Genomic DNA, 12,628 nt, shown 5'->3' with positions numbered 1-12,628 from the left:
GGTGTGCTCCTCACCTGGTGGTGGCGACGGGCTCGCCGGCGGTCGCGGCCGGGGGTGTCACGATCGGCGCGAGCTGCTTGTCGAACGCCGAGGTGGGCAGCAGGCGCAGCATCAGCCGCGCCTTCTTGACGTCGGCCCCGATCGGGTAGCGGGTCTTCGGGCGGGCGGCGGTCAGCGCCTCCCGGACGGCGGCGGCGAAGTCGCCGGTGGTCGTCCTGCTGGCCCGGGCGAGGGCCTCGTTGCCGCCGAGGAAGTTCACGAAGGTGGTCCGGTACAGGTCGGCCACCCCACGGTCGGCCCGGTCGAGGTTGCCCAGCGCCCCCTCGCGGGTCTTGTCCCAGATCGGGGTCCAGATCGCGCCGGGCTGCACGATGCTGACCGAGACCCCGAAGGGGCGCAGCTCCCGACGGAGGGCGTCGCTGACCGCCTCCTTGGCGAACTGCGACGCCGCGTACGGGCCCATGTAGGGCAGCGCGAGCGAGCCCAGGCCGGAGGTGACGTTGACGATCCGGCCCCGGGCCCGCCGCAGCAGCGGCAGGAACGCCTGGATCACCCGGACCTGGCCGACGACGTTGATGTCCAACTGCCGGCGCAACTCGTCGAGGGGCACGCACTCCAGCGGGGCGGAGACGACGACGCCGGCGTTGTTGACCAGGCCCCAGAGCCCGGTCGGGCCGACCAGGTCCGCCGCCTGCGCCGCGGCGGTGGCGACGGTCTCGTCGTCGGTGACGTCGAGGATCAGCGGGTGGACCGCGCCGCCGGGGGCGGCCTGACGCAGCGCCTCGCCGTCGGCGCCGCTGCGCACCCCGGCGAGGACCCGGAAGCCCTGCTGGGCGAGGTCCAGGGCGCAGGCGCGGCCGAGGCCGGAGGAGGACCCGGTCACGACCACCCAGCGGTCGGTCGGCCCCGGAGGTGGAGCTTTTCTTGTCACGGTGCTGCCTTTCGTGTCGAGGGGAGGGAGGTGCGGCGGGCAGCCCGGGGCCGGGCCGCCCCGATCCGGGGCGGCCCGCCGGGGGCGGCGAGGTCAGGACGTGGGCTCGTCGAGGGCGGCCAGCAGGGCGTCCAGCGCCCCGTCGGCCAGCCGGCGCGCCCGCTCGTGCGAGACGGCGTCGGTGATGTAGGTGAAGTTCCAGAACAGCCGTCCGTGGCTGGTGCTGGCCGTGGCGACGAAGTACCCGTTGACGGACAGGCCGGTGACGAACTGGGGTTCGGCGACCCGCCACGGCCCGATCCGGTCGGGGAAGTCGAGGCGGCCGAGGTTGGACAGGCAGAGGTTGATCGGCCCGTTCGCCTCCATGAACTCCAGGAACTCCCGCCACTCGGCCCGGGTCTGCGGCCCGCCGCCGCCGAGCAGCAGGTTCACCATGCTCAGGTGCTCGCCCCGCGCCCGGCGCGCGGCCACGTCCGCGCTGACCTGCCGGGCCATCTCCCAGAACGGCGCGGTCCGCACCACGGACCCGACGGTGGCGACGTACGTGCCGACCTCGTGCTCGCCGACCGGCGGCGCCAGGTCGCCGCGGAAGGTGATCGGGGAGCCGATCGCGACGTGGTCCGTGCCGCCCGGGGTGTCCCGGGCCACCGCGGCGACGATCGCGGCGGCCAGCGCGCCGTGCACCGTCGCGCCGGCCCGGGCGGCCGCCGCCACCACGGCGTCGAGCTGGGCGGGGGTGAGTTCGCGGTGCAGCAGGGCGGTGCGCCGCCGCTCGAACGGGACCGGCTGCTCCGGCTCGATCCGGGCCGGCCGGCACCGCTCGAACTCCGCCTGGTCGCGTTCCTGCTTCTCGGTCAGCAGCCGGGCCCCCGCCTCGCCCCGGTGGGTCTCCGGGAGCAGCTCGTCCGGCGGCGGCAGGATCCGCTCCGCGCCGCGCCCCGTCGCCGCCGGCTCGCCGCGCAGCGCCGCCGCCAGCTCCAGCCACTGGCGGGCCAGGGCGAGGACGGTGGTGCCGTCGGCGATCGAGTGGACCAGCCCCAGGAGCAGGTCGTGCCGGGCCGGCTCGCCGTCGTCGCCGGGGTGGGTGACCACCACCGCGCGGGCCAGCGGCCCGGTCCGCCAGTCGATGTGCTCGACCAGCTCGTGGTCGTTCAGCTCGCGTACCCAGCGTTCCTCGTCGTCGTCGGCGGCGGCCACGACCTGGCGCAGCGGGATGTGCGCGCCGGTGGGCACCAGGCGGGGCTCGCGCTCGTCGGCGTCGGCGACCGCCACCCGCAGCAGCGGGTGCCGGGACTGGAGCAGGTCCAGCGCCTCCCGGAGCAGCCGGACCGGCAGGTCGCCGTCCACCCGGCCCCGGGCGACCACGTTGAGCGGGGAGAGCTGGTCGCAGATCCAGTACCACTTCTCGACGGGGCTGAGCGGGCGGTCGAGGGTACGGATGCCGGTGCTGGACGTCATCAGAGTTGCGGCGTGGAAACCCGGCCGTTCAGGGCCAGGAGGAAACGCCGCTCCCTCCCCTCAATAATCGTGGAACACAATGGACTGGTAGCATGTGAAATATGGGTGGGGCGGTGAAGCGGGCATACAAGTACCGCTTCTATCCCACCGTTGAGCAGGCCGAACAACTCAACCGCACCTTCGGGTGCGTGCGCCTGGTCTACAACAAAGCCCTCGAGATGCGGACCCGCGCATACGCCACGGAACGCCGTACGATCAGCTACGCAGAATCGTCAGCGGCCCTGACCGAATGGAAACGCACGGAGAATTTGGCGTTCCTCAACGAGGTGTCCAGCGTTCCACTGCAGCAAGCGTTGCGGCATCTGCAGGCCGCCTACGCGGCGTTTCACGCCAAGCGCGCCCGATACCCCCGGTTCAAGTCCAAGAGGAAGTCCCGGGCCACCGCCGAGTACACCCGGTCGGCGTTCCGCTGGCGGGACGGGAAACTGACTCTCGCGAAGATGGACGCCTCGCTGGACATCGCGTGGTCGCGTCCGCTGCCCGACGGTGCCATACCGTCCACCGTCACCGTGTCTCGCGACGCGGCCGGCCGCTGGTTCGTGTCCCTGCTCGTCGAGGACCCGACCGTTCAACCGCTTCCACCGGTGGACACGGCGGTCGGCGTCGACGCGGGGCTGACCAGCCTGGTGACATTGTCCACCGGGGAGAAGGTCACCAACCCCCGCCACGAGCGGGCCGACCGGCGGAAGCTGGCCAAAGCCCAGCGGGACCTGGCCCGCAAGGAGAAAGGCTCGGCCAACCGGGCCAAAGCCCGCGTGAGGGTGGCCCGGATTTACGCCCGGATCGCCGACCGGCGACGGGACCACCTGCACAAACTGTCGACTCGACTCGTCCGTGAGACTCAAACGGTCGTGATCGAGGACCTGACTGTGCGCAACATGCTGCGCAACCACCGGTTGGCCCGGGCGATCTCCGATGCGGCCTGGTCGGAGCTGCGGAGCATGTTGGAGTACAAGGCCGCCTGGTACGGGCGCACCCTGGTGGCGGTGGGCCGCTGGTTCCCGTCGTCCAAGCTGTGCTCCGACTGTGGGCGGTTGACCGAGTCCCTGCCGTTGCGCATTCGGTCCTGGGATTGCCCGTGCGGTGTGACCCATGACCGGGACGTCAACGCAGCGAGGAACCTTCTGGCCGCCGGGCTGGCGGACAGGTAAAACGCCTGTGGAGCTGGTGTAAGACCTCAACGGAATCCCTCCGGGCGGGCAGTCGGCGATGAAGCAGGAAACCCCACGGGCGACCGAGGGGAATCCCGGCCCTTCAGGGCTGGGAGGATGTCAACGGGCCGCTCCTTCGAAGTCGAGGGCGAGCGCGTTCCGCGCGTCCAACGTGGACTCGGGGACGAACCGGAAGTAGAGCCGGCGCAGCAGGGTGCCGATCGGGCTGTCCAGCTGCTCGACGCGGCTGAGCGCCAGCGACGCCTCGACCATCGCCCTCGTCCGCGGGCGGCGGGCGTCCTCGTAGCGGCGCAGCCCCGACTCGACGTCGGGCGCGTCCGCCAGGCAGCGAGCGAGGACGACCCCGTCCTCGATGGCCATGTTCGCGCCCTGCCCGAGGCTGGTCATCATCGGGTGGGCGGCGTCGCCGAGCAGCGTCACCGGGCCGTCGCCCCAGCGCTCGCCGAACGGCCGGTCCTGCGCCGGGACGTTGATGATGCCGTCCTCGGGGGTGGCCGCGATGACCGCGCCGATCTCCGGTGCCCAGCCGGCGTAGGTGCGGGCGATCTCCGCCTTGTCGCCCTTCCAGTCCCGCGCCCGGTCCGGGGGCATGTTCTTGGTGCCCCACCAGTAGACGCGCCCGCCGCCGATGTCGGCCAGGCCGAACCGCTCGCCGCGCCCCCAGTAGTGCGCCGCGTAGCCGGGGGTGACCACCGGGTGGGCGAAGGTCGGGGTGGCCAGCCAGCAGATGTAGCCGCCGTCGCGGGGCTGCTCCGGGCCCACCACCTGCCGCCGGACCGCCGAGTGGAACCCGTCGGCGCCGACGAGCAGGTCTCCCCTGCTCTCCATGCCGTTGCTGAAGGTCACCCGCACCCCGGCGCCGTCCCGGGCGTAGCCGGTCACGGTGGCGCCGTAGCTGACCGGGCTGCCGTCGAGCTGGGCCAGCAGCGACGACTGGATGTCGGCCCGGTGCACCGCCAGCATCGGCACCCCGAACCGCTCCACGAAGTGCTGGTAGTGGATGGTCCGGATCGGCCGGCCCCGGCGGGTCTTGAAGGTCAGCGCGTTCCATCGGCGGGCGGTCCGCTCGAGGTCCAGGTGGATGCCGGCGGAGCGCAGCGCCGTGAGGGCGTTGCAGGTGAAGGCGAGCCCGCTGCCGACCGGCCGCAGCTCGGCGGCCCGTTCGTAGACCTCCACCTCGTATCCGAGGCGTTGCAGGGCCACCGCCGCGGTGAGCCCGCCGATGCCCGCACCGGCGATGATCGCCCGGTGCCCGCTCATGCCGGCCGCCCCGTCCCGGACGGCTGCCGCCCGCCCGCGTCGAGCAGGTCGGCGAGGATGTTGGCCGTGACGTTCACGTGTGGTTCCTCCAAGAGCACGAGATGGTCTCCGGGTACGTCGACGACCCGCAGCTCACGGGTGGTCCACCCGCTCAGTCCGTTGCTCGGGTCGGAATGCTGGCTGTCCCCCGCCCGGTGCATCGGCAGCAGCGCGTCCGGCAGCGTCCCGGTGGCGCGCAGCAGCAGGACGTCCTGGTCGATCGGCTCCGGCCGGTACGCCAGCAGGGCGTTCCAGTTGGCGCGGAAGATGTCGTAGAGGCGCTGGACCGCACCCCGGGAACTGCCCCGGGGCAGCACCCCGGTCTCCACCGCCCGGCGGACGATGAAGTCGAACCGTTCCTCGGCGGTGGTCAGCTCCGCCGGGATGGTCTCGGTCGGCGTGTCCCCCCGCTCGAACCACAGCAGCTCCCAGAAGAACCACTCGAGCAGGGAGCTCTCCGGGGCGTGCGTGGCGGCGTCCGGCCCCATCGCGATCGAGTCGAGCAGGAGGATCCGGTCGACGGCGGCCGGGTCCTCCCGGCGGAGCTGGTGGGCCATCTCCAGGGCGACGAAGCCGCCGAACGACCAGCCGCCCAGGACGTACGGCCCGTCGGGCCGGACCCGGCGGATCGCCGCCAGGTAACTCGCCGCCAGCTCCGGGACGCTGCCCAGCGGCTCCGTCCCGGGGTCGGCCCCGGCGGCCTGGAGCGCGTACACCGGCTGGCCCGGGCCGAGGTGCCGGGCGAGCCGGACGTAGCAGAGCACGTTCCCGCCGAGCGGGTGGACGAGGAACAGCGGCGGGCGCGACCCCGTCGTCCGGATCGGCACCACCGGGTCGAAGGTCAGGTGCGCCGACCGCTCCCGTAGCCGCTCGGCCAGCTCGGCCACGGTCGGCGTGGTGATCAGCGCGGCGAGCGGGACGCTCACCCCGTACCGCTTCTCGATGGTCACCACCAGCCGCATGGCGCTGACGGAGGTGCCGCCGACGTCGAAGAAGTTGTCGTCGATGCCCACCTCGGGCAGCTCCAGGATGTCGGCGAGGATCTCGCAGAGCGCCCGCTCGTACCCGTCGCGGGGGGCCCGCCCGGTGCCGGCGGCGGTGGCGGTCAGCGGGATCGCCCGCAGGGCCGCGTCGTCGCGCTTCCCGCTCGGGGTCAGCGGCAGCCCGGCCAGCGGCACGAACGCGCTGGGCACCATGTGCTCGGGCAGCTGCGCGCGGGTCCGCCGGCGGATGTCGTCGAGCTCCTCGTCGGTGGCCTCGCCGACGAGGAACGCGACCAGGTACGCGTCCAGGCCCTCCCGCCGCCGGGCGACCACGGCGACCTCGCGGACGCCCGGGTGCCCCTCGGCGGCCCGCAGCACCGCCAGCTCCACCTCGGCGATCTCGACCCGGAAGCCCCGGATCTTCACCTGGGTGTCGATCCGGCCCAGCCAGACCGCGTTGCCGTCGGGGAGCAGCCGGCCCAGGTCGCCGGTGCGGTAGAGGCGGGCGCCGGGGCGGAACGGGTGCGGCACGAACCGCTCCTCGGTCAGGTCCGGCCGGTCGTGGTAGCCCCGGGACAGGCAGTCCCCGCCGAGGTAGATCTCCCCGGCCGCGCCCACCGGGCGGGGCCGGCGGTCGGGGCCGAGCACGTGCAGTTCGGTCCCGTCGATCGGCAGCCCGATCGGCGGCAGCGCCGGGAACGTCGCCGGATCGCCGCTCATCAGGTACGTGCTGGCCAGGTTCGTCTCGGTCGGGCCGTACTGGTTCTCCAGCACCGTGCCGGGCAGGGCGGCGCAGAACCGGCGGATCTCGTCGGTGACCCGCAGCTGCTCGCCGGAGGAGATGATCACCCGCAGCTCGCGCGGCCGGACGCCGAGCGCGTCGCCGGCCTCCGCGAGCTGCTGCAGCGCCACGTACGGCAGGAAGACCCGGCCGACCCCGGCGGAGTCGAGCAGGCGCAGCAGGACGGTGGGGTCCCGCCGGTCGGCGTCGGAGACGATCCGGAGGCTGCCCCCGCCGGCCAGGGTGGAGTAGATCTCCTGGAACGACACGTCGAAGCTCAGCGGCGCGAACTGCAACGTCACCGCGCCGGGCGCCCCGGTGGTCGCGCGCACCTGCCAGTCCACGTAGTTCGCCCAGAGCCGGTGGGTGAGCTGCACGCCCTTGGGCCGCCCGGTGGAGCCGGAGGTGAACAGGACGCAGGCGACGCTCTCCAGGTCCACCGCGACCGGGGGCACCTCGGTGCCGTCGGCCGCGTCGGGGGCGAGGATCTCGTCGGCCGGGATCAGCGTCCCGGGCTCCGTCGCCAGGTCGGCGTAGCCGGCGTCGGCGACGACGAAGCGCGGCCGGGCGTCCCCGACGATCACGGCGAGGCGGTCGCGGGGGTAGGTGACGTCGAGCGGGACGGCCGCCGCCCCGGAGCGCGCCACCCCCATCAGCACCGCGACCAGTTCCGGGGAGCGGTCCATGACGATACCGACGCCCTCGTCCGGCCGGACGCCGGCCGCGAGCAGCCGCCGGGCCACCCGGTCGACCCGCAGCGCCAGGTCGCGGTAGGTCCAGGCGCCGTCGTACCCGCTGACCGCGACCGCGTCCGGCGTCCGCCGCGCCTGGTCGCGGAACCGGGTGACCACGTCGAGCGGCTCGCCCGGCTCCGCCAGCGGGGCCGGTGCGGCGAGGAAGCCCAGGTCGGGGGCCTCGTCCGGCGCGGTGGTCAGCCGGTCCAGCAGCCGCAGGTACGTGTCCGCGAAGAGCTGCGCCTGGGCCCGGCTGACCGTGGCCCCGTCCGCGTCGAACCGCAGCGTGATCTGGTCGTCGACCGGGTCGACGATCGCGTTGACCAGCAGGCTGAAATTCGTCTCCTCCCAGACCCGCAGGTCCAGCAGCTCCACCTGGGGCAGCCGGAGCAGCGGCGCCAGCACGTGCAGGTGCACGTAGTTGAAGGCGGTCTCCAGCACCGAGCCGCCCCGGTCGCGCTGGATCGCGCCGAGCGGGTACCGGCGGTGCGGGTGGCTCTCCTGTTCCTGCCGGAAGGCGTCCCGGGCGGCGGCCAGCCAGGTGTCCTGCCCGGGGCGCAGTCGCACCGGGATGGTGTTGAGGAACATCCCGACGATGCGTTCCGCCTCGGCCAGCTCCGGGCGGCCGTGGGTGACCATCCCGGTCACCACGTCCTCGCGTCCGCCGAACAGCCGCAGCGTCAGGCAGTACGCGCCGAAGAGGATCGACTTGACCGGCAGGCCCCGGCTCGCCGACAGCTCCCGCACGGCCTTCTCCGTCCGCGGCGGCAGCGGGACGTGCAGCATCACCAGCTCCGGCGGCGCGGGTGCCTCGTGGGCCCGCCACCCGTCGAGCCGGGTCGGCTCGGTGTCGGCGAGCAGGTCCCGCCAGTAGGCGCGGGTGCCCTCCGCGGCGAGGGCCCGCCGTTCGGCGGCCACGTGGTCGGCGACGGAGACCGTCGGCGCCGGGGGCGGCGGGGCCACCTCGACGCCGGTCCGGCGCAGGTAGTCGGTGAGCAGCTCGGTGACGAGGCTGGCGGCGCTCCACCCGTCGAGCAGGGCGTGGTGGAAGCTGAACACCAGGTCGACGTGCTCGGGGCGGACGTGGGCCCGGAACAGGTACAGCGGCGGGCGCTCGAACTCGTACCGGTGGAAGCGCCGCTGCTCGACGTGGGCCAGCACCGCGCGCTCGGCGACGTCCTCGGCCGTCTCGCGCAGGTCGACGATCTCCAGCCCCGGGTCGGCGTCCGGCCACACCACCTGCAGCGGCTCCGAGTAGCCCGCGAGGTCGAAGGAGGCGCGCAGGACGGGGTGCCGCTCGCGCAGCGCGGCGAACGCGGCCCGGAACGCCGCCTCGTCCCACGGCACCTTGACGGTGTACCGGAAGACGTCGTGGTAGACGGCGGACACCTCGTGCTCTCGGCTGTGGTAGAGCATGCCGAGGCTGACCTGGCCGGTCGGGTACGCGTCGGCCGCCCCCGTCAGCCGGGGCCGGTCACGGTCGGAGACCAGCGCGAACGGGGCAACGCCGGTGACCGGCTCGGCCGGGGCGGTGCCGACGTGCGGCGCGAGCCCGGCGATCGTCGGGTACCGGACCATGTCGCCGAGGCGCACGTACAGGCCCCGCCGTTCCGCCTCGGCCCGGACCCGGAGCATGAGGATCGAGTCGCCGCCGACGGCGAAGTAGTTGTCGTGCACGCCGACGGCGCCGACGTTCAGCACCCGGGTCCAGACCTCCAGCAGCGTCGCCTCGACGGCGTTGCGGGGCGCGTCCGCGCCGGCCCGGTCCGTGGCCGCCACGACCTCGGGCAGGGCCCGCCGGTCGACCTTGCCGTTGGCGCTCAGCGGGATCCGGTCGAGCCGCCGGACGTACGCCGGGATCATGTACTCGGGCAGGACCCGGGCGACCTGCTCGCGCAGCCACGTCGGGTCCAGCTCCTCGTCGGCCTGGTAGTACGCGACGAGGTGGGTGCCCCGGCCGGGGGCCTGCCGGTCCACCACGACCACGTCCCGCACCGCCGGGAGCGCGGCGTACGCCTGCTCGACCTCGCCCAGTTCGACCCGGTTGCCGCGGATCTTCACCTGCCCGTCCAGGCGGCCCAGGTACTCCAGGGTGCCGTCGGCGAGCCGGCGGACCAGGTCCCCGGTGCGGTAGAGGCGCTGCCCCGGGACGAACGGGTCGGTCCCGAACCGCTCGGCCGTCAGCTCGGGCCGGTCCAGGTAGCCCCGGGCCACCCCGACGCCGGAGACGCAGAGCTCGCCGGGGACGCCGACGGGCTGCGGCAGGTCACCGGGACCGAGCACGTAGAGCCGGATGTTGTCGATCGGCCGCCCGATCGGCACCCGCTCGACCGGCCCGGCGCCGGTGGGGCAGTCGTACCAGGAGACGTCGACGGTCGCCTCGGTCGGCCCGTACAGGTTGACCAGCAGCGGCGCGGACGCCCCGGCGAAGATCCGGTTGAACTGCTCCACCCGGGCCGGGGGCAGGGCCTCGCCGGAGCAGAAGACGTACCGCAGGCTCGCCGCCCGGGCGGCCAGCTCCGGGGAGCCGTCGAGGAGGTCGAGGAAGGGGCCGAGCATCGCCGGCACGAAGTGGATGACGGTGACCCGCCGCTCGGCGACGTGGTGCAGGATCTCCCGGGGGTCCTTCTCCGCGCCGGGCGGCAGCAGCGCCAGCCGCGCCCCGGCCAGCGCCCACCAGAACAGCTCCCACACCGACACGTCGAACGTGGCCGGCGTCTTCTGCAGCAGAACGTCGTCGGCCCCGATCGGGTACTTCCGCTGCATCCAGGTCAGCCGGTTCACCACCGACCGGTGCTCCACCATCGTCCCCTTGGGACGGCCGGTGGAGCCGGAGGTGTAGATGACGTACGCGAGGTCGTCGGCGGTGGGGCCCGTCGGCGCGGCGGGGCCGGCCGCCGGTCCGGGCCGGCCGACGCGGTGCACGGCGCAGCCCTGCGGCAGGTCGGGCACGGCGACGTCGTCGCCGACCAGGACCGCGGTGGGCCGGCTGTCCGCCAGCAGGTACGCGACGCGGGCCGGCGGGTGGTCCGGGTCCACCGGGACGTACGCCGCCCCGGCCCGCTGGGCGGCCTGCACGGCGGCGACCAGTTGCGGGCCGCGCCGGGCCAGCACGGCCACCCGGTGTCCGGGCCGGACCCCGGCGGACCGCAGGGCGGCGGCCAGGTGCCCGGTCCAGGCGTCCAGCTCGGCGTACGTGGTCTCCGCGCCGAACTGGTCGACCAGGGCGACCCGCTCCGGGGCGCGGGCGGTCTGCCCGGCGATCAGCCCGGGCAGGGTGGCCTGGTCCGGGAAGGGGGCCGCGGTGTCGTTGTGCGCGTGCAGCACGGTGTGCCGCTCGGCGTCGGAGAGCATGTCGATGGTCCGCAGGGGCGCGTCCGGCGCGGCGGCGGCCTGCTCGATGATCGCGCTCAGGTGCCCGGCCACGGCCGCGGGCGGCAGGTCGTCGTCGAAGACGTCGACGGCGTACCCGACCTCGACGGCGACGTCGCTGACCTCGTCCATCTCGTTGACCAGCACGGCGAGGGTGTCCAGGTCGTGCGGCGGGTTCTGGGCCACCGTCCGGTAGCGCAGGCCGGGGATCTCCACCGGCGGCGACCAGCGCATGTACGACAGCGTCACGTCGAACAGCTGCGGGTGGCCGGCGCCGTGGCGGCGCAGGGCCCGCAGGAGCGAGCCGAGGGAGAAGCGCTCGTGCCGCTTGAGCGCCCGGGTGGCCGAGCGGACCTCGGCGACCAGCTCGCGCATGGTCTTGTCGGGGCTGGGCGCGAGCCGCATCGGCAGGGTGTTGGCGAAGTGACCGACGACGTCCCGCTCGGTGGCGTCGAGCCGGTTGGCGACCGGCACGCCCAGGATGACCTCGTCGGCCCGGAGCACCCGGGAGAGGTAGAGGGAGATCGCCGCGGAGACGAACCCGAACGGGGACTCGCCCCGGGCCCGGATCCGGTCGATCACCTCCCGCCGGATCAGGAAGGTCTCGGTGACCGAACGCCGGGCCCCGTTCGGCGCGCGGCGGCCGAACAGCGCCGGTTCGGCGCCGTCGAGGTAGGTGCGGAAGAAGTCCCTGGCCGCCCCGTACTCGGGGCTGTCCGGGTAGCCACGCTCCCGCTCGGCGTACGCCAGGTAGGAGGGCGGGTCCAGCGGCGCCGGCGCGCCGGTGCGCAGCACGTGGGCGTAGTCGGTGCGGACCTGCCACATGTAGAGGTTGATCCCCCACGCGTCGGTGAGGATGTGGTGGTACTGCACGTAGGCGTAGGTGACGGTGTCGGTCTCGCGCAGGATGCGGAGCTGGATCAGCGGGTCCCGGCGCAGGTCGAACGGGTGGCAGAAGGACTCGCGCATCCACTCGGCGCAGGCCGCGGCCGGGTCCGGCGCGTCGCGCAGGTCGACCACCTCGACCTCGGGGGTCCACGCCTGGCGCCACTGGTACGGCTCCCCGTCGCGTTCGTCGAAGCGGAGCTGGAGGGCGTCGTTGCGCTCGACGGCCCGGACCAGGCAGTCGGCGAGCAGCGCCAGGTCGACCTCGCCGGTGTACCGGTCGTAGATGAAGCAGTTGAACTGGTTGAGTTCCGGAAAACGCGAGTGAGCCGCCCAGATGTCCTGTTGGTGGGCCGTCAGCGGAACAGGAAGCATGGCAGACAAAAAGGGCTCCCAAGGTCGTTGGCCAGAATCCGGAATCGGCGGGCTGACGCCCCGCGCCGCCTGGATGTTGCAAGACTCGGCCATTCCGGGATTCCTATCCAGCGCACAGGAAACCTGGTCTTTCCGCGACCATGCTGGGCGTTACCAGGACGGGAAACCGATCGGACGGAACAGCAGGAGAAGGCATTCCATCGATCGAAGCGTGCTAGAGTGCGACCTGCCCGCGTGCGGCGCTGCCGGCCGGCTACCGCAGGCGCCGGCCCATGACCTTTCGGCGGAAGGGCGGAACGAGATGCCCCTGCTGCGCCAGGCCATCGGCACCGTCCTGCGCCGGATCCGGCTGGCCCAGGGGCGTACGCTCCGCGACGTGGCGACGGCCGCGGACGTCTCCGTGCCGTACCTGTCCGAGGTGGAGCTGGGGCGTAAGGAGCTGTCCTCCGAGGTCCTGGCCGCGGTCTGCCGCGCTCTCGCGGTCACCCTCGACGACCTGCTCGACCAGGTCGGCGCGGAGGTGCGCCGTGGGGAGGCGGCGGCGCGGCGGCACCGTCCACCGCTGACCACCGGCCCGG

General features: G+C 73.7%; 5 protein-coding genes and 1 pseudogene. 2 read left to right on the top strand and 4 right to left on the bottom strand.

Going from position 1 to position 12,628, the window contains the following annotated elements; translation table 11 throughout:
• Positions 1–10 precede the first annotated feature (10 nt).
• Together ABGB16_RS14375 and ABGB16_RS14370 are read right to left on the bottom strand one after the other, a co-directional pair.
• On the bottom strand, positions 11–883 hold the full coding sequence (locus tag ABGB16_RS14375) for an SDR family NAD(P)-dependent oxidoreductase (protein WP_347668531.1): 873 nt from the start codon (positions 881–883) through the stop codon (positions 11–13).
• Positions 884–1,024: 141 nt separating this feature from the next.
• The gene (locus ABGB16_RS14370) at positions 1,025–2,389 is read right to left on the bottom strand and encodes a hypothetical protein (protein WP_347668530.1); all 1,365 of its coding nucleotides are present in this window, start codon (positions 2,387–2,389) and stop codon (positions 1,025–1,027) included.
• A gap of 101 nt (positions 2,390–2,490) precedes the next feature.
• Here ABGB16_RS14370 and ABGB16_RS14365 point away from each other — a divergent pair, with 101 nt between their 5' ends.
• On the top strand, positions 2,491–3,600 hold the full coding sequence (locus tag ABGB16_RS14365; protein WP_347668529.1) for an RNA-guided endonuclease TnpB family protein: 1,110 nt from the start codon (positions 2,491–2,493) through the stop codon (positions 3,598–3,600).
• Between the two features lie 120 nt (positions 3,601–3,720).
• Here the strand turns inward: ABGB16_RS14365 and ABGB16_RS14360 are convergent, their stop codons facing one another.
• Both ABGB16_RS14360 and ABGB16_RS14355 read right to left on the bottom strand, forming a co-directional pair.
• Positions 3,721–4,881, bottom strand: coding sequence for an FAD-dependent monooxygenase (locus ABGB16_RS14360; protein WP_347668528.1), 1,161 nt, complete (start codon positions 4,879–4,881; stop codon positions 3,721–3,723).
• The gene (locus tag ABGB16_RS14355; protein ID WP_347668527.1) at positions 4,878–12,050 is read right to left on the bottom strand and encodes an amino acid adenylation domain-containing protein; all 7,173 of its coding nucleotides are present in this window, start codon (positions 12,048–12,050) and stop codon (positions 4,878–4,880) included. Before ABGB16_RS14355 ends, ABGB16_RS14360 begins: the two co-directional genes overlap by 4 nt.
• Between ABGB16_RS14355 and ABGB16_RS14350 the strand changes: the two are divergent.
• Positions 12,013–12,540, top strand: a pseudogene (locus ABGB16_RS14350) (helix-turn-helix transcriptional regulator); the annotation flags it as partial. The gene ABGB16_RS14355 and the pseudogene ABGB16_RS14350 overlap by 38 nt on opposite strands.
• Between the last annotated feature and the right edge of the window lie 88 nt (positions 12,541–12,628).

Origin of the sequence: Micromonospora sp. B11E3 (genome assembly GCF_039871625.1) — a bacterium.
In the GTDB taxonomy this organism is placed as follows: Bacteria; Actinomycetota; Actinomycetes; order Mycobacteriales; family Micromonosporaceae; genus Micromonospora.
This window is presented reverse-complemented; position numbering and strand designations above follow the sequence as displayed.